Raw genomic sequence first — 21,508 nt, 5'->3', positions numbered from 1 at the left:
TTAAGTTAAAGGAGCGGTAGTTCAGTTGGTTAGAATACCGGCCTGTCACGCCGGGGGTCGCGGGTTCGAGTCCCGTCCGCTCCGCCAACATTAAGAGATAAGCCTCTGCAGTAATGCAGAGGCTTTTTTCGTTATGCTGTTTTGTCTATTTCCGCTTACAACGAATTCGTTGACTGGGGTATCACGGATAACGGCTTACTTTTGGCAAGTCGTTACCAGCTTGGTTTGATTAAAAGAGCTTAGCGATTTGTTTATGATAAACTGCTCATTTTTATGGTAAGACGGGCTAGTTTTTCATTTGTGGGAATGCGGTTGTGCGCCACTTGGCAGTATTGAACTGTGCTTCTGCCTTCACATCAATTAAACGTTATAATGTCTACCAACTTTTACGAGTAATAAAATGAATTGTCGTTTAGGCTGCGGTGCTTGTTGTATTGCACCTTCTATTAGCAGTGGGATCCCAGGTATGCCAAATGGTAAGGCGGCTGGGGAACGCTGTGTGCAGCTCAGTGATGATAATTTATGTTTGATTTTCGGCTCGCCTGATCGTCCTGCGGTTTGTAGTGATTTTGACGCCTCTTTAGATGTCTGTGGACATTCTAATGAAGAGGCGCTCTGGTTGATCACAAACCTTGAAACTCAAACATCTCAATAGTTTATTGCTGACAGGTGAATTATGCAGTTAACACGCTATACCGACTTTGGTGTTCGTACGCTGATGTATCTGGCGGTTCAGCCCGATAGAACAACCCTTTTTAGGATCGCAGAGATTACCGAGGTATTTGATTTGTCGCCAAATCATGTCTCGAAGATTGTGCATCACTTAGGCAAATTAGGTTATCTGGAAACCATACGCGGTAAAATGGGCGGATTTCGTTTAGGGAAACCTGCGAGCGAGATTAACCTCGGGCAGTTGATCCGTGCGTTAGAGAACTCTCTGGCACCGATTGATTGCAGCAAACCCTATTGCCGTTTTACTCCCGCCTGCCAGTTGAAGGGCGTGTTAGCCCAAGCCGTTGAGGCGTATTTAAACGTACTCGATCAATACAGCCTGCAGGACATTGTCAGTAATCGAAATGAGCTGTTGGCACTGCTGCCAGACATGACTATCTCTGTCTTACAGTTGGATTAGCGCCTTTCTCATGGGCTAGTTCGATGGGCAACAAGTTTGATGTCGGTACTAGCTCAATCCCTTCCGCCTTTAGGCGCGCTAAGTTCGTTTTTAAGAAGTGAATGGTTTCGGGGTAAGGATGAGCGATAGCCACTAGACTGCCTTGCGAGTGAGCCTGACTTATCATCAAATTAAACTGTTTTTCCAATGCTGCGGCACTGACGTCATTATCGAGAAAGAGTTGGCGTCGTAGCTGTGGCACGCCGAGCGAATCTGCCTTATCTCCCGCCTTAGTGAACTTGGTTGTCATACTATCGACAAAGTAGAGCTGTTTCTGCTTTAACGTTTCCATCACCCACAGCATAGGATCATCGAGCTGCGTTAGTAGGCTTCCCATATGATTGTTGGCGCCTTTAGCAAAGGGCACACTGGCGATGGCAGCAAGTACACTGCTACGTATCTGTGCTTCGCTCATATTATTCGTTAAACCACCAACACCTAAGGCTTTGCCATTGAGTGCCTGCATGGGTAAGTGCAGCATAATTTCGTGGCCTTTCGCATGCGCGGCTTTGGCTAATTTATTGCTGAGCGGCGTATGTGGCAGCACCGACAAGGTGACTGCGCTTGGGAGTGACAACACGGCTTCGTCGGTGTGGCGATAGCCAATATCATCGATGATCAAGGCGATTTGGGCCGCATTGCTTGACGCAATGCTCAGAGCCCAAAGGGCCAATATGTAAAATAGACGCACTATTTCTTCTTATTAGTCATGATGTTGCATCCAAGCGATTGCCGAGGTGACTAGGCTGTCTTGGCTAACATCGGTTCGTGCTGAGATGGCGTCGATTATAGCCATATTCTTTTGATTGGAGCCAGTTTCGGTTGCAACTTTAATGTCGGGCACTATGCCGATATCGTGAATGTTTTCCCCTCTGGGTGTGTTGTACTGGGCGATGGTGAGCTTGATGGCATTGCCGTCGTTCAGTATGGGGATCAGGCTTTGCACTGTGCCTTTGCCAAAGCTCGTTTCACCGAGTAGTTTGGCGCGGCCATTTTCCTGCAGGGCGGCTGCGAGGACTTCGGAGGCGGAGGCAGAGCCTTTGTTGATCAGCACTAACATAGGCACATTAGTCAGCATGGTTTGCGGTGAGGCGTAATAGTCGGAGTTGGCATCGAAAAAGCGGCCAGAGGTTGAGACGATTCGGCCCTTCGCTAAAAACAGATCGGCAATCTTGATTGCCTGATCCAGCAAGCCGCCGGGATTATTGCGTAAATCTAAAATCAGGCCTGTAAGATGCGCGTTTTGCCACTGGCTTAAACTGCGCACCATGTCTTCGGTGGAGTTCTCTTGAAAGCTACTGAGCCTAATGTAGCCGATATTACCATCCAGCAATTTGCTGGCGACAGATTGAATCGTAATTGTACTGGGCTTAAGGGATACCTCAAATTCCACGGCATCATTACGGTGTTTAAGCGTCAGGCGGATACTTTGATTGCTGAGGCTATGTTGTTTGATTTGATTGAGGATATCCGCAAGGTTGGTTTCGGTCGTTGGCGTGTCATTCAGCTTGATAATGATATCACCCGCTTGGATACCGGCCTGTTCGGCGGGGGAATTGGCAAAGGGCGCGATAATGCTGATATGGTCTTTATCGCTGGCGACCTCAAAGCCAAAGCCGAAGTATTCGCCCCGATTTGAGTCTTTTAAGTCGAGTAACTCTTGGTGATTTAAAAAGCTGGAATAGGGATCTAAATGCTCAAAAATCCCTTTAATGGCGGCTTGCACCAGCTCATCTTTGGAAACGGTTTTAACGTAATAGGTTTCGACCGTTTCTAATACATCCTGCAATAGCGGGTAGTCGAAGTCACTCTGATATGACTTGGCATTCTCTTGGCTGGAGAGGCTAATGGACAGACCTAGGCTTAGGCCGAGTCCAAGGCAGACGATATTGCGGATTAGTTGTTTCATAGCCGTCCCCTGTGATGATGGGGACGGCCACCTTAGCGACAGTACTGATTAACGACAGTACTTGGCTGGATCGACCGCTTGCCCCTTATACCTTATTTCAAAGTATAGGCCAGGCTCTGTCTGTCCACCCGAACGTCCGACTAAAGCAATAGCTTCACCGGTTTTGACCATGTCCCCAGGGCTTTTTAACAGAGCCTGCGCATGGCCGTAGAGGCTCATATAACCTTTACCATGGTCTATCACCATCACCATACCAAAGCCTTTAAGCCAGTCGGCATAAATGACCTTACCGCCGGAAACTGCGCGAATATTTTGCCCTTCGGGTGCTGAGAGCATAGTGCCTTTCCACACCACTTGGCCGGATCTTGGGCTGCCAAAGCTGGCACTGACACGACCTTTAGTCGGCCACTTGAGTTTTCCGCCTTGTTTATCGAAGCCTTCCATCGAGGGGTTATCACGCATTGCCTTAAGCGCTTGCTCAACCACTCGTTTTAAGCTGGCCTCTTCAATTTGCAGTTGTTCGAGTTCGGCGCCCTTGGTATTCAGAGTGCGCTGTAATTCTTTTAGGGTTAGCTGGCGTTGATCTTGTTCTTGGTTCAAGCGCTTCGATTGCACTTGTTGCTCGGCTATCAGCTTAGTTAATTGTTTTTGCTTGCTGGTTTGCGAGACTTTAATTTCATCTAGTTCGGTGATGGTTTTCTTTAACTCGTTAATCGAGTTCATGCGTGCCTTATTGAGGTATTGGTAATAGGCCAACATCCGCTCAATCGTGGCGGGACTCTGCTGATTCAGCATCATCTTAGTGTAATCGTGGTTACCGGCAAGATAGGCGCTCGAGAGTTGTTTTGAGAGCGTTTTTTGCTGGCTGATCTTGAGGGTTTCTAACTCTTCCTGGCGCTGTTTGAGTTCGGCGAGCTTAGTATCAATCTGCGCCAAACTGTTTTTGGTGCTATTGACCTTTTTGGCTGCTGCCGCAATCGCCTCTTCGTCACTACGCAGCAAGGCGAGTAACTTTTCCCGCTGTTTACTGGTGTTTTTGAGCGCACTTTGTTGCTGGTTGATTTGCGCTTGGATGGATTTCAACTCGGACTGACGCTTCTCCAAATCAGAAGCGTAGACCGAGAAAGATAACATCATAAAGCCAGCAATAATGCTGGCTTTAACGGGGAGTCGAGTGCTCACTAGGTAACAACTACTCTTTTACGTGGATTAAGGGCTTACCCGTCATCTCTGCGGGAATGGTTTCACCCATCAGGTGCAGAATCGTTGGGGCGACATCGCTCAGTTTACCACCTTCATCTATGGTGGCGTCACGGCCAACAAACACAAAGGGCACGAGTTCGCTGGTATGCGCCGTATGGGCTTGGCCAGTGGTTTCGTCGGTCATCTGCTCGGCGTTGCCGTGGTCGGCGGTAATAATACATTCGCCGCCCACTTTCGCCAGTGCGTCAACTACGCGGCCGATACAGGCATCAACTGCTTCGCAGGCTTTAACCGCCGCATCGAAGTTGCCAGTATGACCCACCATATCACCGTTCGGGTAGTTACAGATAATTACATCGTATTGAGCGGATTCAATCGCTGCGACTAACTTGTCCGTCAGCTCGGTTGAGCTCATCTCAGGCTGCAAGTCGTAGGTTGCCACTTTAGGTGAGTTGATCAGGATACGATCTTCACCGTTAAATGGCTCTTCCTTACCGCCGTTGAAGAAGAAGGTCACATGGGCGTATTTTTCAGTTTCGGAGATACGTAACTGAGTACGGCCACGGTTTTGCAGCACTTCACCTAAGGTATTCACGAGGTTTTCAGAAGGATAAGCGATAGGTGCTTTGATATCGGCTGCGTATTCGGTCAGCGTTACAAAGTTAACCTTTGGCGTCACTGCACGTTCAAAACCATCGAAATCGGCATTGATAAAGCTACGGGTGATTTGACGAGCACGGTCGGCGCGGAAGTTCATGAAAATCAGTGCGTCGCCATCGTTTAAGCTGGCAACCTTGCCTTCGCTATCGGTAATGGCTGAAGACGACACAAACTCATCGTTTTCGTTACGCTCGTAAGCGGCTTCTAACGCGGTCACGGCGTTATCGTATTGGAACTTCGCCTTGCCTTGAGTGATCAAATCGTACGCCTGAGACACGCGGTCCCAACGGTTATCGCGGTCCATGGCAAAGTAACGGCCAATAATAGAGGCGATACGGCCATGGCCCAATGTAGTAAACAGATCATCAAAGTGGCTTAGGCTGCCTTTGGCGCTACGAGGTGGGGTATCGCGACCATCTAAGAAGGCATGTAAGTACACTTTAGTGGCACCGCGCGCTACCGCCATACGGCACATGGCTTCGATATGCTCTTCATGGCTGTGTACGCCACCGGGAGAGAGCAGACCCATAATGTGCACTGCACCGCCGGCTTTGACAGCAGCATCGACGGCATCGCAAAGGGCTGGGTTTTGTTCAAACTCATGATCTGCAATGGCTTTGCTGATGCGGGTCAGCTCTTGGTAAACGATTCGGCCAGAACCTAAGTTGATATGGCCTACTTCAGAGTTCCCCATCTGCCCATCGGGCAAGCCTACATCTAAGCCTGAACCTGAAATTAAACCGTGGGCATATTGGGCGTTGAGACGGTCGAGTACTGGTGTGTTGGCGTGGTAAATCGCATTCATATGCGTATTTTCACGGTAACCCCAGCCATCGAGGATCAACAACGCGATTGGACGTTTAGTTGTCGTCATGGTGATACCTTTAAAGTTTAAGGAAGCTAAAGAAATCTGAAATTGGTTAAATATTACTACGTAAGCGGGGTACGAAAAAGCGCTTTACCTAGATTAAGGTCATCGAATCGCTATTTGAGCAGATTCTGTGAGCGCCAAGAGAAGCGAGATGGCGCAAGGGCTGAGCTGTGTTCTAGAACTGTGACTAAACTGCTGCAATCTGCCAAGGCAATGGGTATACTCTGTGCCCTTATCGAATTTTTCGCCATTTATACGGGCTGTAACCATGCAAGAATATATCGAATTTTTTAAGGCTCACACTATGCTAAGTCTGGCTTGGGTGGGTTTGTTTGTAATGCTTGTGGTCAGTGTGATCAAATCGAGCTTCTCTAAAATCAAAAATGTCACTCATCAAGAACTCACCACTATGGTGAACAGACAAGACGCTAAAGTCGTGGATGTGCGTTCAAATGACGAGTTCCGTAAGGGCCATATTGTTGATGCAGTTAACGTTACGCTCGCGGATATCAAAAATAATCAGGTTTCAGCCCTTGAAAAGTTCAAAGGCAGTCCCATTATACTGGTATGCAATGCTGGCATGACCTCGTCTCAAGCGGCTCAGCTTTTAAGTAAACAAGGTTTTGAAAACCTGTATAACTTGAAAGGTGGTATGGGTGAATGGCAGGCAGCGAATATGCCTGTTTCAAAAAGCAAAAGATAAGTTGTCGGCGGCAGTTATGCGCTGTGCTGCATAGTTAATTGATTGTGCAGCAGTTGCGTCATCATTGTTTGGCATACTAATCCTGTGGTCACTAAGGGCTTAAATTAAGTATTTAGATTGACTTCAAAAGTACCCCGTTAAGGGAACGTTGGGACGGTACTGAGATCTCATTCAGGCATCAAAGCATAAGCCCAGCTAAATAGACAAAAAAGCCAACCAGATAAGTGTTGGCATAACATTGATAGGATAGGTAGGAAATTATGGCTGAAGTAGCAAACAACGAACAACAAGCCCCACAATTCAACATCCAACGTGTTTACACTAAAGATGTTTCTTTCGAAACACCTAACAGCCCAGCTGTATTCCAAAAAGAATGGAATCCAGAAGTTAAGTTAGATTTAGACACTCGCAGCGCTAAATTAGCCGATGACGTATACGAAGTGGTTCTGTCTTTGACTGTGACTGCACAAAACGCTGGCGAAACTGCATTCCTGTGTGAAGTACAACAAGCAGGTATCTTCTCAATCGCAGGTCTGACTGAGCCACAACTGGCTCACTCATTAGGTGCATACTGCCCTAACATCCTATTCCCATATGCGCGTGAAGCTGTAGGTAGCTTAGTAGGTCGTGGTACTTTCCCACAACTGAACTTAGCACCAGTAAACTTCGACGCTCTGTTCGCACAATACGTGCAACAACGTCAAGCCGCAGCAGCTGCACCAGCAGCCGAAGAAGCTAACGCTTAATTACATGAAAAACTCTGCCGATATCACGGTGTTAGGGGCGGGCTCTTATGGCACCGCCCTTGCCATCTCTCTAGCCAGCAATGGTCATAAGACCTTGTTGTGGGGGCACGATCCTGCCCATATGCAAACGCTCGCTCAGGACAAATGCAACCAAGCATTCCTGCCAGGTATTGCCTTCCCCGAGTGTTTACATATCGAAGCCGACTTAGCCAAAGCCTTAGCGGCCAGCAATAATGTGCTGGTTGTGGTACCTAGCCATGTGTTTGGCTCGGTACTGGCCCAAGCGAAACCTTTGTTACGCCAAGATGCTCGCATCGTATGGGCGACCAAAGGACTCGAGCCTGAAACCGGACGTTTGCTGCAAGATGTGGCCCGTGATGTGTTAGGCGAGCAATATCCTCTGGCGGTATTGTCAGGACCGACGTTTGCGAAGGAATTAGCCATGGGGTTACCCACGGCGATTTCGGTTGCGGGTACTTGTCCTAAATTTACCGCTGAGCTAGTGGAATTGCTGCACAGCCCTAAACGTTTACGCGTTTATGCTAACGACGACTTTATCGGCCTGCAATTAGGCGGCGCGGTGAAGAACGTTATCGCGATTGGTGCGGGCATGTCCGACGGTATTGGCTTTGGTGCCAACGCCAGAACGGCGTTAATTACCCGTGGTTTGGTCGAGTTAACCCGCTTAGGCGAAGCCTTAGGCGCCAGCACCGCCACCTTTATGGGCATGGCTGGATTAGGCGACCTAGTGTTGACTTGTACCGACAACCAATCCCGTAACCGTCGCTTTGGTTTAGCCTTAGGTAAAGGCTGCGATGTGGATACCGCACAGGCCGAAATCGGCCAAGTGGTTGAAGGTTATCGCAATACTAAAGAAGTGTTTACGCTGGCGAAGCGCATGGGCGTCGAAATGCCGATCACCGAGCAAATCTACCAAGTGTTATACCAAGGCAAAGCGCCCTTGGATGCCGCCAAAGAACTGCTCAGCAGAGAAAAGAAATCAGAAACGCCAGCGCAATAAAGCGCGAGTCGTGATGATGCTGAATAAAATAAAGGGTGCTAAAATAGCGCCCTTTTTTATGTCCGATCGCTATCGCCTTAATGTGATAGGCAGCAGTCTGTATTGGCTGTATCCATCAAGGCTGGATGCTGAACGCGGAATATCTACCCCAATATCAAAGACCAATACTGTCACTCAGTCTTTGGAACTATTTGGGATGATGGGCAATAGCCAACTTAACTTATCGACTGGAGTATGAGTGTGAAACATCATGATGTAATTATTATCGGAGCCGGCGCCGCAGGATTAATGTGTGCTGCAACAGCGGGTTACCGAGGTCGTGATGTACTGGTACTCGATAATGCCAAGCAGGCTGGGCGTAAAATCCTTATCAGCGGTGGCGGCCGTTGTAACTTTACCAACCTTAAAGTCGAACCCGCCAACTTTATCTGTGGCAACCCACACTTTGTCAAATCCGCATTGGCGCGTTATCCGTCGCAGCAGTTTATTGAACTGGTTGAGCGCCACGGCATTGAATACCACGAGCGCGATCATGGCCAGCTGTTTTGTAATGACTCGGCCAAAGAGATAGTCACTATGCTGCTGACCGAATGTGAATGGGCGGGCGTGAGCATTAAGTTGCGTACCGATATTCTGGCGGTGAGCAAAACTGAGGCTGGCCGCTTTGAGCTAAACACCTCAAATGGCGAGTTAAGTTGCGACTCCTTAGTGATCGCCACCGGCGGTTTATCAATGCCAAAACTTGGCGCTACGCCCTACGGCTATCAATTGGCCGAGCAGTTTGGGCTTAAGGTGTTGCCAACTCACGCGGGTCTGGTGCCTTTTACTTGGCACAGCGAAGATAAAATTCGCTTCGAACCATTGTCGGGCATTGCCGTACCGAGCCGTATTACCGCCAAAGATGGCACCGCCTTTAGCGAAGCCTTACTCTTCACCCACAGAGGCTTATCTGGCCCCGCTATTTTGCAGATTTCCAACTATTGGAAAGCGGGCGAAACCATAGAAATCAATCTATTACCCAATATGGATGCCGCGCAGGCTTTAGAGCAACAACTGGCCGCACATCCTAAACAGAGTCTGCGTAATACCTTAAGTCAGTGGTTACCTAAGCGGCTGGTGGAAGTGTTATTCGATGAAGCTTTACTCAACAAAGCCTTAAATCAGCTGGTTCATGCAGAGCGCGCCAAGTTAGTCGACGATCTGCACCGCTGGACAGTCTTAATGAATGGCACGGAAGGTTATCGCACCGCCGAAGTGACACTCGGCGGCGTGGATACCCATGAACTCTCCTCCAAAACCATGGAAGCCATAAAAGTCCCCGGCCTGTTTTTTATCGGCGAAGTGATGGATGTTAGCGGTTGGTTAGGCGGGTTTAATTTTCAATGGGCCTGGGCATCTGGCGTGGCAGCAGGAAGGGTGGTTTAGTTTAAGTCGGGAATTAGAACGAAGACAAAGTAGATTTACTTAGTTGTAATTTCGCCTATTGATGTTAGGGATATAAACCTACTTATACTAGAAGTCGATTCCTAACGTAAAATTAGTCCGCCGTGGTATACCCCTGTTTTGGTGAATTAGGCTTATGAGGAAACGCCATTTTTAGCAACCCTTCTGAAATCATAGGCTTCAAGTAATTTTGTCGTAAGCTCTGAGGTTTACGATCTAATATCATTTCCAAAACAGAAACAGAGATGTAATGTTCTTGACAGAGGCCAGCAATCACCGACTTCATAGTAACTGTATCTAATCGACGCTGTTCTCTGGCAGGAGCGGCTAAAGCGTTAAGCTCTTGTCGAAATGATTCGCTTAACACATCAAGGCTATCGATAAATGGCTTATCAATTAAATAACTGATAAACCTGCCTTTATTATCTCTAGTTTCGTTCGGAACAATAGCATTATTGTTGTTATGCGTTAAGTTACCAGTGCTATGCGTTAAGCTTTTGGCGTTATGCGTTAAGTTATTTATTGGGGTTAACGCATTAGAAAAAACTTCCTCTGGGGATGGCAGCTCCATTCCAGGTAAGCAGTATGACTTATCTCTTTTCTTTCCACTTGCGACAAGAAAGCCCTTATCTACTAGTCGAGGTAAAGCCAGCGTAACATCACGAGAATGCTTGCTGGTTAGCTGACAAGCTCGTTCGTGGTTTACCCAGCCTTCAATTGCTGCTGTTACAACAATCATCTGCTCAAGTTCATTAAGTGAATAAAAGGTAGTGTTACCAAACTTAACAGCTAATAACTGAGTTACTTCTTCTGGGATAAGGCTAGCTGTTGATAGCTCTAATAGTGTTTGCTCTGACGGTTCATATTTTTCGTATAACTTCGGGGTTCGCCACTTAGCCCATTCCCATCCACTATATATTTTGGGAATTCCTGAACCAGCACGCTCTCCCGCACCAATCATCAAAAACATTTGATGCATCCTGCGGTTTCGACAATCGCTCTCACCACCTTTTACAGCAATTTCAGGGGGGACACGCATCAACCCTGGATTTCGAAAACCAAACAAATCAGGCCGCTTTACTATGAGGATGGAACTTCGTCCTGTGTAATCTGCATGAACAAGCGTATTCACTAATGCTTCACGAATAGCCTCGTGGGCTTTTGAATCATCCAAGCGAATACCATTTTGAAGTTCAAATGGTACTTTTAAGTCCGTGACCAATTTCCGGTATGTTCGACGATAGAAATCAAACACATTTCCAGACCAAGAGCCATCGGGGTACAGGCGGTCAACCCAACGCTCAACACTTGCTTCATCTCGTTCGCGATAGTCAACAAAGTAATTCGGGACAGCGTCTTGAATCGCATCCCATGTACCGAACATCAATACTCCAGCTAACGTTATACCTTCAACATTCGTCTGACGATCTTTTCGCCATCCACCCAGCTTTTTAAACAGTTCAAAAAGGTCTAATTCCAGCCAAGGATGTTGCGGTTTAGCAACTGAAAATAAGTTCTTGTATGCTTTGAGGCTGTCCATGTCGATATCAGAGAAGTCAAAACCAGTGAGAATTTTATCATCTCGGCTATCCTCTACTTGCTCTGCCATCATCCGCTTAACTTGTTCTTCACTACAGCGGTGATCACCTTCGTGTAGACGAGTGTAAGTCTCCTTCATAGGCTGATTTTTCAGATAGATGGGCTTTTGGTCACGACGAGCGGTTGGAATTTCTATAACCAGTAGTGATTTACCTTCAATATTTACCGTTTGAACACTATCGTTTGTCAGTAAGTTGATGTTTACTTTTGCATTATTTCCTGCAATATCAAATAATTGTTTGTGAACAATTTCTATATCTTCAATCCCAGCTAATGTCAGTTGTCCATTTTTCTCACGCACACCGAGAACAACATAGCCACCACGAGAATTGGCCATTGCGCTGTAAGTTGGCCAAAAATCATCAGGTAATTTACCTTTACCATCTTGTCCTTGAGCCAATTTAAATTCCAACTCTGCCGACTCTGATAAGGCTTGAAGGTCGACTAAATCCTGTATTTGAAACATATCTATTGCTTACCACCCGACTTTTTAGTTAATGAATATACTTAGTAGCTTCAGTTATTGATTAACTCAAAGTTCTTGCTTAATTAGCTAAAGTCTTCATTCAAACTTTAGCCTCATTGGTTCTACTAATGGGTTTAACTGCTACACATAAAAACAAAGGCACTGATAGTATGGAATATAACCTACAGTATCTTTCGTGCTATAACCAAGCGTATTTTTGCTAAGGTGTAAAAGTCGAATTTTGATAGAGCGAAGGTGAGTTTTTTATTCATTGGCAATGAGTTAGCTAGAGTTTGGTCAATGGAATATTATGCAACATCCACTATAGCGGATAAAGGTTGAAGTGGATAATCAATGGATAGCTTATTTCATCAGATAGTTAGATACATGGCGGGAGTGCTTTCGTCGTTTTTCAAGGTGATCACAATGGGTGGCTTAGAAAGAATGACTCAGTTGGCGGAATTCTGAGACATAGAGTGCACTGATATGGTTTTCAATGGCATGAAGCCATTGAATAGCCTATCGGAATAGTTATTTTAAAAGAAACGGACGAGCTAGCGGTGAACATGCTTGTACGGCGGCACTGACTATTTTCAGAGCCAGCCTTCCAACTAATTAATTTACCCAATCGCCAATTTGGTTTCTGCATAGCGCAGCTTTTTTACCCTTGGGTTGGCAAGGAAGTAGGCCAGCATCAGTGGGCCGAGGCGCCCCATAAACATCATAAAGATAATAATTCCTTGGCCTGCACTGGATAAATTGCCTGTTAATCCGCGGGATAGCCCAACTGTGCCGAGGGCGGATACGGCTTCGAAGGCGATATCCATAATTGGGGCTTTTTCGGTAAGCACGAGGGCGAATATTGCCAGCCAAGTGACGCCGATGGAGATCATCGTCAGGGCGAGTGCCTTGCTAATGGTGTCTTTGGGGATTTCCCGCTTAAACACATACACTGCTTCATCGCGGCGTAAATAGCCGTAGGTGGCGAGAATAAGCACCATAAAGGTCACGACCTTAATGCCGCTGGCGGTGCTGAGGGAGCCGCCGCCGATAAACATCAGCACTAAAATCAATAGGGTGGAACCATCCTCGAGTTGGTCTATGGGTAGGGTGTTAAAGCCTGCGGTGCGCGGGGTTACGGCCTGAAACCAAGAGGCTAGCCATTTGCCGAGTTCGCTTAAGGGCGCGAGGGTGTTGGGGTTGTTGTACTCAATCAGGTAAATGGCTATCACGGCTACGGCATTGATCAGTATGGTGCCAGTTATCATCATGCGGCTGTAGACGGTGAGTTTAGCCCAACGTTTATTGCGCTTGAGGTCAATCCACACCGAAAACCCAAGGCCGCCCACAATAAATAAACCTGTGATGGTGAGGTTAACGACTGGGTCGGCCACATAGGGGATTAAACTATCTGGGCTTAGGGCAAAACCCGCGTTATTAAAGGCGCTAACGGTATAAAAGAAGCCATGAAACAGGCTGGTTTGCCAGCCCAACTCGCCGCTCCAGTAGGCAGATAAAATCAGCATTCCCACAGCTTCAACCAATAGTGAAAACATCAACACGGCCTTAGCGGTCGAGACTAAGGTGGAGGTATCGGTTTGATTAAACGCTTCTTTCGCCACAGTTTGCTGCAAGAAACCTATCTTACCGCCCAGCGCTATTAGTGTGACTATGGCAAAGGTCATCAAACCTAGGCCGCCGCATTGAATTAACAGCGCGATAATCACTTGGCCAAAGGGCGTGAACACACTGCCTGTATCGACGACCACAAGCCCTGTGACCGTCACCGCCGAGGTCACGGTAAAGAGGCTTTGCAGCCAAGTAATGGGCGACTCGGTGGCGATGGGCAGTTTAAGCAAGCAAGTGCCAAGTAAGATCAGCAGAGCAAAACTGACACTTAAGATAAAGGGCGGCGCGCCAAAGAGTTTTTTGCCGCTTTTAGGTGTGTGCTCTAGGGTGAGCGAAGGATGCCATTGAACCACGTTACACCAACCTTGGTGCGAGCTGTTTTAACTCGGCACGGCTACCGCAGAGGAATAGGGCATCCTCTGTGTGCAGGCTAAAGTCGCTATCAATCTTGCTAAATACGTTGTGCTCACGCTTAACCATCAGCGCCGCTACCTTGCCCTTAGGATTGCGTGGGACATTGGTTTGCTCATCGGCGCTGTGCTCCTGCAAGCTCCCGAGCAGTTGGCCAACAGTGGTGTGATGCAACTGGGCTTTAATATGAATTTCAACAATATAAAGCCCATCGCCGATGGCAAGAAAGTTATTCACCATAGGATAGTTAAGCGACTGGGCGACGCGGATCCCCATTTCTTCTTCGGGATGAATAATGCGGGCAACGCCGAGTTTCGACACTATGGTATGGTGCGCCTTGGTGCTGGCCTTGACCCAAATCGTCTGCACGCCGAGGTTTTTCAGTGCCAGTGTGCATAGCAAGCTAGACTGCATATCCTCACCGATAGCGACCAGCACGACCTCGCAGTTGGTCAGATCGAGTTCGCGCAGCGACGCCTCATCGGCGCAGTCGCAAATCACCGCTTCTGTAAGACTTTCTACATATTTTTCAACGATTTTTGGGTCGCTATCGACACCGGTAACCGTGTGGCCTAAGTGGATGAGTTCGAGGCTCGCGGCAACGCCGAAGCGGCCTAATCCGATGACAGTAAAATGTGCCATTTCATATCCTTTTGTGGTTGAGCTAAAGAGTGAGGCGAGTTGGCCTAGGGCGGGCCGAGGTCGGTGAGTCGATACCCTAAGCCGGGCTCGGTTTTGATCAGCTGCTGTTCGTCGCTGTCGTTGAGCTTTTTACGCAGTTGGCGGACTAGAATCCGCAGATAGTGGCTATCTTCCTGGTGAGTCTCGCCCCAGATATTGCGCAGCAGTTCGCTCTGTTTCAGTAATTGTCCCGGGTGGGACATGAGTTGGGCGAGCAGGGCAAATTCCTTTTTGGTAAGCGCCACTTCCTGTTGATTGAGCCAGCATTGATGGCTGCTCTTTTGTAGAGTGAGCGGGCCAAATTGCAGCATATCGATGGTGCTTGAGGTATCCACAAGATCACGGACTAATACCTTGATACGCACGACTAATTCCCTGATGCCAAAGGGCTTACTCAGATAATCGTTAGCGCCTGCCTCGAGCAGGCGGATTTTTTCTTCCTCCTGATCGCGGGCGGTGAGCACCAGTACTGGGGTCTTATCCTGCTGGCGTAGCCCATGGAGCAATTCGATACCATCGCCATCTGGCAGGCCGAGGTCGAGCACGATAAGGTGCGGCTGGTGGCTTTGGTATTGTTTAAGCGCCGTGGCTATGCTGGTGGCGCTTAAGTATTCAAAGCCTTCCGCTTCGAGTGAGATCCGCATAAAGGTATGGATTTGCGGCTCATCATCCACCACTAAGACCTTGTAAGCCATTTATGCCGCCTCCGTGGTTATGGGTAAAGCGATGCGGATCAGGCTGCCTTGAGCGACAGTTTCGGCGCCGATGCTGCCCCTGTGGGCGGTAATAATGCCTTTGGCGACCGCTAGGCCTAATCCCGCACCGCCATCGGTCGAGGGATGTTGACGATAAAACAGCTCGAAAATGGCCTCGGCGTCGGCTGGCGCTATGCCTTGTCCTAAGTCTTGAATATCGATGCGTAGCAGCTGTTGGTGGCGGTACAGATTTACCGTAACAGGCAGTTCTGCGGGCGAGTAGCGCAGGGCATTGTCGAGCACATTAAAAATCGCCTGTTCAATCAGAGAGCTACAAATCATTAATGGCGGAAGTTCTGACTCACTATGAATTTGGATCCTAGGTTGCGCGGTTTGAAAGCGGGCAATAGTACGTTGTAACACTTCGCGTAGATTGGCTTCGTCTAGGCTAAATTTGAGTGCGCCATGTTGTAACTTGGTCGCCTGCAAGAGGTTTTCAATATATTGGTGCAGGCGATGACTCTCGGCGGCGGCCGAGTCGATAAGCTCCTCGTTTTGCTCAGGACTGAGTTTAGCTTGGTATTCCTTCAGCGTGGTTAAGGTGCCGATAATGGTCGCAAGCGGCGTGCGTAAATCGTGGGAGACAGAGAGCAAAATGCTGTTTCTGAGCTGCGCCTGTTCGAGTGCCTGCTGCTGGCGGCGGTAATGTTCGGCTAACTTGCTGCTAGTGAGGGCGACCAGCAAAAACACGCTTAGATTGACTATGTCTTCGACGTTGAACATCTGCAACGAATAGCGCGGTGTGGTAAATAAAAAATTGAAACTGACAGCGCCAAACACGGCCACAAAATAGGCGTAGTTGGCACTGCATTGCAGGGCCACGGCGACCACGGCTAATTGCAGGATAAGCAGTACGGCAATGGCCGAGCCTGAAAAGTGATCAATCAAATAGCTAGTGAGCAGAGCAATCACTAACAGCATGGCGGTAAATAACGCGGGGTGCGTGCGCCAGTATTGGTTGATGGAGGCTGTGTTTGCAAAAGTCATAACGGCTAAGGCATTGCTGAAGTTAAGGCTACTCTAGCAAAGGCCTGTGGGGATAGCGCGTAAAAAATCCGTAAAATTTTCTGGGGCTTGGCGTGTGGTTATTGTCTGGCATTTACATCTGGCTGGCGGTTCTACTCACCGTCTTACATTAGATAGTGGCTGCAAATACCGCCATTACGCGAGGCAATCTAACTCGATTGCCTCGCGCTAACGCATGAACGGCTTGGGTTACCAAGGAATGGGCGGCGGCATTAAGCGTTTGCCCTTATAACCCGGCACAGTGGCAAAACGTGGGGACTTGGCCTCCCAATCGGCTTGGGCACTGGCGATATCTTCCTTGCTGTGGCCGACAAAATTCCACCAAATACTGACGGTGTCGGCGAGAGGCGCGCCGCCAATCAGCAGTAAACGTGCGCCAGTGTGAAGCTCGAGCGTCACACTCTCGCGTAGCATGCCAAGGTAAGCGAGGTTATTGTTATCAAAGGCCTCGTCGTCGATATCGAATCGGCCTTCGAGGGGCATTAGGCCATATTCAAATCGCGGATCCAGCCTGAGTGTCAGTTGAGTGGCTTCTGCGGCGAAGATATCGAGCGCGACGATTGGTGAAAAGTGCAGCGTGGGCGCTTGTTTATCCCTCCACGAGCCAATCAATAGGGTGAATTCGACGCCCGCCTCCTGCCAAGTGGGCAGCTGGGGATAATGGTCGAATCTAGGGGCCGTGTCTTTGTGTTCCAGCGGCAGCGCAATCCATAGCTGCACCGCATGCATAGTGCGATGACCTTCGACGGACTCTTCGGTGTGGGCGATACCATGGCCCGCGGTCATCAGATTGACCTGCTTTGGGCGGATCACTTGGGCGCTACCTAGGCTGTCCCTGTGCATGATTTCCCCCTCCAGCATCCAAGTGAAGGTTTGAAGGCCGATATGGGGATGCTCGCCCACATTCATTAAAGGGCCGTCGGTGACAGGGCCAATATGATCCAGAAAACACCAAGGTCCTATGAGTCGACGCGGTTTTTGTGGAATCGCCCGCGCCACGGGTATCCCGCCCACATCACTGATTTTGGGAGCAATCTGCTGGATTTGGATCCGCCCATCTTCGACGGGGCATTCCCTTGGGCCGCCGTAAAATGGCGACGTTTGCATTTGACTCATATCGACTCCTTATCTTCATTTAGACACGGATAGACTTAACATTTATGCTGGTGCAGCGAGGCGATGTTATCGCCCTCAAGGTCTGTTACTCGATGCTCGACCTTAATGACTTTAACGCAATATTGGGAATAAGGGATGTTAACAGACCCTCTTTTTTGGCTGGTGGCGATTCCAGCGGTGTTGATCACTGGGATCTCTAAATCGGGTTTTGCCGGCGGCGTCGGTGGCCTGACCGTGCCCCTGCTAGCGCTGGCCATAAGCCCGGCAACTGCGGCGGCAATCATGTTGCCATTGCTGATTTATATGGATTTTTTAAGTGTTCGTTCTTGGTGGGGCCAACATAATCCTCGCCAATTATGGATCCTTTTACCCGCGGCGATTGTGGGCATAGGTATAGCCTATTGGTTGTTCGACCGCTTAAATGAAGATTACTTACGGGCGATTTTAGGCTGTGTGTCCTTAGGTTTTGGTCTTTATGGCTTGATATTAGGGGACAAAACCCAAGCAACACCTTCGCCACTCGTGGGGCGACTCTGCGGCTTAACCGCAGGTTTTACCAGCTTTGTGGCCCATGCGGGCGGGCCGCCACTCAATGCCTATTTGCTGCCGCTACGTTTGGCCAAGCCAGAGTTTTTAGCCACGGCAGTGGTATTTTTTGCGGTGGTGAATCTGGTTAAGTTGGTACCTTACAGTCTGCTCGGGCAAATTAACCAAGGTAACATTCTGATTTCGCTATTACTTGCGCCTTTGGCTTGGTTAGGCGTAAAACTGGGGTTGGCGATCCAAGATAAGATCAGCGATAGGTTGTTTAAACGCATCATCTTGATTTTAATGGTGCTGGTGGGTATTCGTTTATTGTGGACGGCGTTATAGTTTTAAGCTTGGGATTAGCTTAGGCTGTTACCATCGGTTTTTTCACGATATTTTCGTTATCGCTTTGATAGCACCCATATTACGCAAGAATTGCCTGCGATGAGTTTTACGCTAATGAAACGATTACTGATAGTTATCTTAGCCTTAGGTCTTGGCGCCTGTGCGAGCGCGCCAGAACCTAAGCCTGTGGTGAAGCAAGTTGAACCCGTCTCCGTTTGGAACGATAGCAATATCGCCGATTTCCATTCCGAATGGCGCGGCGTACCCTATCGCCTAGGTGGCGGCACTAAGAAAGGCATTGATTGCTCGGCCTTTGTGTCGGTCGCTTATCAAAAGATGTTGGGCATGACTCTGCCACGCACAGTGGAAGAACAGCAAGCCCTCGGCAAACCTGTGGCGCGGGACCAACTGCGTAAAGGTGACTTAGTGTTTTTCAAAACGGGTTGGAGCACGCACCATGTCGGCATTTATGTGGGCGGGAATAATTTTCTCCATGTCTCGACGAGTCAAGGGGTGAAAATTTCGAGCCTGCTAAACAGTTATTGGGCATCAAAATATTGGAATGCAAGGCGAATTTAAGCCTTAATCACAGGTGGATACTCTATGACCCCAGCGTCTGCTTCGTCCCAACATGAGCCTCTGCCCACCTCGGTTTTTCTGGCGATTTTCTCCGCCGTATTTTTACCCATGTTTCTGGCGGCGGTCGATCAAACCCTACTTGCCACCGCCACCCCAGCGATAGTGGAAGATCTTGGCGGCCTCAGGCAAGCCTCGTGGATCACTATCGGTTATATGCTGGCGATGGCGGCCAGTGTGCCTATTTACGGCTGGCTAGGGGATAACTTTGGCCGCGCTAAAATCCTGATGATCGCCTTAGTGGTGTTTGCGCTGGGTTCTGTTGTTTCCGCCAGTGCCAGTACGATGGACCATATGATTGCCGGGCGGATACTCCAAGGCCTCGGTGGTGGCGGGCTGATGAGTCTGTCCCAATCCCTTGTGGGGGAATTGGTGCCGATACGGCAAAGGGCGCGTTTTCAGGGCTATTTTGCCGCAATGTTTACCCTCGCCAGTGTTGGCGGCCCTGTGATTGGTGGCTTTGTGGTGCATGCCTATTCTTGGCACTGGTTATTTTGGGCGAATATTCCTTTGGTCATGCTGGCGGTTTGGCGACTTAATCGCTTGCATAAACAGAGTGTTAAACCCGTGCGGCAAGGGCGGTTTGACTTACTCGGCGTACTGTTATTTCCCGCTATCATCACGGCGCTGCTGTATTGGTTGTCCGTGGCGGGGCAAGACTTTGCTTGGCTATCGGCCACAAGTTTAGGCTTTATGGGATTTATCTGTGTGGGCGCCCTTGTTCTGTTGTGGTGGGAACGTCGGCGTGAGAGTCCTTTCTTACCGCTGGATTTACTCGCCAATAAAGCCATTTATATGCCGCTCTTCACGGCCGCGCTGTTTGCCGCCTGCCTGTTTGCGATGATCTTCTTTTTACCTATTTACTTGCAGGTCGGTCTGCACACCAATCCGGCCAAAACGGGCTTGCTGCTGATGCCAATGACCTTTGGCATTGTGACGGGCTCCACCATCGCTGGCAGGCTGTTGAGTCGGGATGTGGCGCCTAAATGGTTGCCGACCTTCGGCATGGGCTTGGCCTTTATCGGCTTGCTCTTAATCGGTTTAATGCCGCCGAATGCGAATCTTATCGGCGCTTTAGGTGTGCTGGTGGGCATTGGTTTAGGGACTGTGATGCCCAGCGTGCAGTTGGTGGTGCAAAGCGTGTCGGGCAAGGCGCGTTTAAGCCAAATCACCGCCATGGTGTCCTTGAGTCGTTCCATGGGCGCGGCAATTGGTACGGCTTTATTCAGTCTGTTGCTTTATGGCTTATTGCCGCTCGACGGGGCGCAGGTGGGAATTGCGGCAATAAAGCAGTTACCCATAGAGGTTGTGCATCACGCCTTCCAATGGGGTTTTATCGCGGCGGCTCTGGTGGCGCTTAGCTGCGCGATTGTCGGGTATCTCTCGCCCGCAACGCCACTTAAGGATCATGATACTGAGCCGCACCCTAAAGCTGTCAGCTCGGCAGACTAGCTGCTAATACGTGAGCTAAGTCGAGTTGTCGGCGCGCATTTCGCCTTGTTTTTATGCTATTTTAGCCGCAGAGAAATTAGTGGATCCCAAAGTGCTTAGGGGTCGAGTCACAGATTGATGTTTGGAGTGGGATATGAGCAAAGCAAAAATCGGGATTGTTACGGTAAGCGATCGTGCCAGTGCGGGGATTTATGAGGATATCTCGGGCAAGGCCATTATCGACACCCTCAATGATTACCTCACCAGCGAGTGGGAGCCGATTTATCAAGTGATCCCCGACGAGCAGGATGTGATTGAAGCGACTTTGATCAAGATGGCCGATGAGCAGGATTGCTGCTTGATTGTGACCACGGGTGGCACGGGCCCTGCCAAGCGCGATGTCACGCCTGAGGCGACTGAGGCCGTGTGCGATCGCATGATGCCGGGCTTTGGTGAACTGATGCGCGCCGAGTCGTTAAAGTTTGTGCCTACGGCGATTCTCTCGCGCCAAACTGCGGGCTTACGGGGGGATTCATTAATTGTGAACCTGCCGGGCAAGCCAAAATCTATCCGCGAATGTTTAGATGCGGTGTTCCCCGCCATCCCTTACTGCATCGACCTGATGGAAGGGCCGTACCTCGAGTGTAACGAGGCCGTGATTAAGCCTTTTAGACCGAAGGCAAAATAACGCGCCGCACAGCAAGATGACATAAACCCAAGCCTAGCTTGGGTTTTTTATTGGCATTCGTTGTGGGCTGTTGTGGTCGCGCTAAGTCAAGCTGCGTACTTGCGACTTAGCGCCTATGGACACAGCTTTAATACCCTGTAACACGAGTTTAACTGCGGTGCATTAACGGCTATTTTAATGCCTCAATTTGCTGTGCCAGTGTGGTCTTGGCGGTGTTGTCTTCTGCGTCTGTCACTATGCGCTCCAGCACTTGCACACGCTCGGTAAGTACTTGATTCTGTAAACTCAGTTGCGTGAGTTTATCCTCAAGCTGTCGCTCGTTTCCGCCACCCAGTTGGCGGATTTTCAGGTAATGCTTAAACATTTCTGTGGCACTCACGCCCACCACAAAAGTTACCATGATCACCATCAGCACATATTCGTTTTCCATAACTGACCTCTTTAACCAAAGGGCGCGGAGCCCCCTTGGG

21 protein-coding genes and 1 tRNA gene are annotated in these 21,508 nt (G+C 49.1%); 11 read left to right on the top strand and 11 right to left on the bottom strand.

Translation table 11 applies throughout. The annotated features are described in order from the left end of the window. The first annotated feature begins 10 nt into the window (after positions 1-10). From L2713_RS17605 to L2713_RS17595, 3 genes are all read left to right on the top strand, one after another. A tRNA-Asp gene (locus L2713_RS17605) sits at positions 11-87 on the top strand. A gap of 313 nt (positions 88-400) precedes the next feature. Continuing rightward, on the top strand, positions 401-655 hold the full coding sequence (locus L2713_RS17600; protein WP_011715336.1) for a YkgJ family cysteine cluster protein: 255 nt from the start codon (positions 401-403) through the stop codon (positions 653-655). A gap of 21 nt (positions 656-676) precedes the next feature. Then, positions 677-1,132, top strand: coding sequence for an Rrf2 family transcriptional regulator (locus L2713_RS17595; protein ID WP_011620877.1), 456 nt, complete (start codon positions 677-679; stop codon positions 1,130-1,132). Here L2713_RS17595 and L2713_RS17590 read toward each other — a convergent pair. The 4 genes from L2713_RS17590 to gpmM are packed head-to-tail and all read right to left on the bottom strand — an operon-like array spanning position 1,107 to position 5,817. Then, complete coding sequence (locus tag L2713_RS17590) at positions 1,107-1,862, bottom strand: divergent polysaccharide deacetylase family protein (protein WP_248968763.1); 756 nt, start codon at positions 1,860-1,862, stop codon at positions 1,107-1,109. The genes L2713_RS17595 and L2713_RS17590 overlap by 26 nt on opposite strands. Before the next feature lie 12 nt (positions 1,863-1,874). Beyond that, positions 1,875-3,080: a S41 family peptidase gene (locus tag L2713_RS17585; protein ID WP_126512205.1), complete on the bottom strand. Its 1,206-nt coding sequence runs from the start codon at positions 3,078-3,080 to the stop codon at positions 1,875-1,877. 48 nt (positions 3,081-3,128) lie between these two features. Continuing rightward, positions 3,129-4,262 carry a murein hydrolase activator EnvC family protein gene (locus tag L2713_RS17580; protein ID WP_248968762.1) on the bottom strand — a complete coding sequence of 378 codons (1,134 nt, stop codon included), beginning with the start codon at positions 4,260-4,262 and terminating at the stop codon, positions 3,129-3,131. A 10-nt stretch (positions 4,263-4,272) separates the two neighbouring features. Continuing rightward, a complete protein-coding gene (gene gpmM / locus L2713_RS17575; RefSeq protein ID WP_011624693.1) occupies positions 4,273-5,817 on the bottom strand; it encodes a 2,3-bisphosphoglycerate-independent phosphoglycerate mutase in 1,545 nt (514 codons plus the stop codon). A gap of 265 nt (positions 5,818-6,082) precedes the next feature. Between gpmM and L2713_RS17570 the strand changes: the two genes are divergently transcribed. The 4 genes from L2713_RS17570 to L2713_RS17555 all read left to right on the top strand — a co-directional run bounded on the left by L2713_RS17570 (position 6,083) and on the right by L2713_RS17555 (position 9,709). Further along, positions 6,083-6,517: a rhodanese-like domain-containing protein gene (locus L2713_RS17570; protein WP_011620881.1), complete on the top strand. Its 435-nt coding sequence runs from the start codon at positions 6,083-6,085 to the stop codon at positions 6,515-6,517. Between the two features lie 260 nt (positions 6,518-6,777). After that, positions 6,778-7,263: a protein-export chaperone SecB gene (gene secB / locus L2713_RS17565; protein WP_011620882.1), complete on the top strand. Its 486-nt coding sequence runs from the start codon at positions 6,778-6,780 to the stop codon at positions 7,261-7,263. A gap of 4 nt (positions 7,264-7,267) precedes the next feature. Further along, complete coding sequence (gene gpsA, locus L2713_RS17560; RefSeq protein WP_011620883.1) at positions 7,268-8,284, top strand: NAD(P)H-dependent glycerol-3-phosphate dehydrogenase; 1,017 nt, start codon at positions 7,268-7,270, stop codon at positions 8,282-8,284. A 240-nt stretch (positions 8,285-8,524) separates the two neighbouring features. Beyond that, positions 8,525-9,709, top strand: coding sequence for a BaiN/RdsA family NAD(P)/FAD-dependent oxidoreductase (locus L2713_RS17555; protein WP_011620884.1), 1,185 nt, complete (start codon positions 8,525-8,527; stop codon positions 9,707-9,709). Positions 9,710-9,821: 112 nt separating this feature from the next. Here the strand turns inward: L2713_RS17555 and L2713_RS17550 are convergent, their stop codons facing one another. From L2713_RS17550 to L2713_RS17525, 6 genes are all read right to left on the bottom strand, one after another. Next, positions 9,822-11,792 carry an RNA/DNA-binding domain-containing protein gene (locus L2713_RS17550; protein WP_248968761.1) on the bottom strand — a complete coding sequence of 657 codons (1,971 nt, stop codon included), beginning with the start codon at positions 11,790-11,792 and terminating at the stop codon, positions 9,822-9,824. 620 nt (positions 11,793-12,412) lie between these two features. After that, the gene (locus tag L2713_RS17545) at positions 12,413-13,774 is read right to left on the bottom strand and encodes a TrkH family potassium uptake protein (protein WP_248968759.1); all 1,362 of its coding nucleotides are present in this window, start codon (positions 13,772-13,774) and stop codon (positions 12,413-12,415) included. A 1-nt stretch (position 13,775) separates the two neighbouring features. Continuing rightward, a complete protein-coding gene (locus L2713_RS17540; protein ID WP_248968758.1) occupies positions 13,776-14,474 on the bottom strand; it encodes a potassium channel family protein in 699 nt (232 codons plus the stop codon). A gap of 44 nt (positions 14,475-14,518) precedes the next feature. Continuing rightward, complete coding sequence (locus L2713_RS17535; protein WP_248968757.1) at positions 14,519-15,208, bottom strand: response regulator transcription factor; 690 nt, start codon at positions 15,206-15,208, stop codon at positions 14,519-14,521. Continuing rightward, positions 15,209-16,255 (bottom strand): sensor histidine kinase, encoded by a 1,047-nt coding sequence (locus L2713_RS17530; protein ID WP_248968755.1) that lies wholly within the window; start codon positions 16,253-16,255, stop codon positions 15,209-15,211. Positions 16,256-16,483: 228 nt separating this feature from the next. Then, positions 16,484-17,410, bottom strand: a complete 927-nt coding sequence (locus L2713_RS17525; protein ID WP_248968754.1) for a pirin family protein — start codon at positions 17,408-17,410, stop codon at positions 16,484-16,486. Positions 17,411-17,545: 135 nt separating this feature from the next. Here L2713_RS17525 and L2713_RS17520 point away from each other — a divergent pair, with 135 nt between their 5' ends. From L2713_RS17520 to mog, 4 genes are all read left to right on the top strand, one after another. Continuing rightward, complete coding sequence (locus tag L2713_RS17520) at positions 17,546-18,283, top strand: sulfite exporter TauE/SafE family protein (RefSeq protein ID WP_011624704.1); 738 nt, start codon at positions 17,546-17,548, stop codon at positions 18,281-18,283. Positions 18,284-18,397: 114 nt separating this feature from the next. Then, a complete protein-coding gene (locus L2713_RS17515; RefSeq protein ID WP_041408656.1) occupies positions 18,398-18,862 on the top strand; it encodes an NlpC/P60 family protein in 465 nt (154 codons plus the stop codon). Between the two features lie 24 nt (positions 18,863-18,886). Then, a complete protein-coding gene (locus tag L2713_RS17510) occupies positions 18,887-20,371 on the top strand; it encodes an MFS transporter (protein ID WP_248968752.1) in 1,485 nt (494 codons plus the stop codon). A 133-nt stretch (positions 20,372-20,504) separates the two neighbouring features. Continuing rightward, positions 20,505-21,038 (top strand): molybdopterin adenylyltransferase, encoded by a 534-nt coding sequence (gene mog, locus L2713_RS17505; protein WP_006083754.1) that lies wholly within the window; start codon positions 20,505-20,507, stop codon positions 21,036-21,038. Positions 21,039-21,207: 169 nt separating this feature from the next. On the opposite strand, the gene L2713_RS17500 is transcribed toward mog, so the two are convergent. Further along, a complete protein-coding gene (locus L2713_RS17500; RefSeq protein ID WP_248968751.1) occupies positions 21,208-21,468 on the bottom strand; it encodes a phage shock protein B in 261 nt (86 codons plus the stop codon). Between the last annotated feature and the right edge of the window lie 40 nt (positions 21,469-21,508).

It is taken from the genome of Shewanella seohaensis (genome assembly GCF_023283775.1).
Lineage (GTDB): Bacteria > Pseudomonadota > Gammaproteobacteria > Enterobacterales > Shewanellaceae > Shewanella > Shewanella seohaensis.
This window is presented reverse-complemented; position numbering and strand designations above follow the sequence as displayed.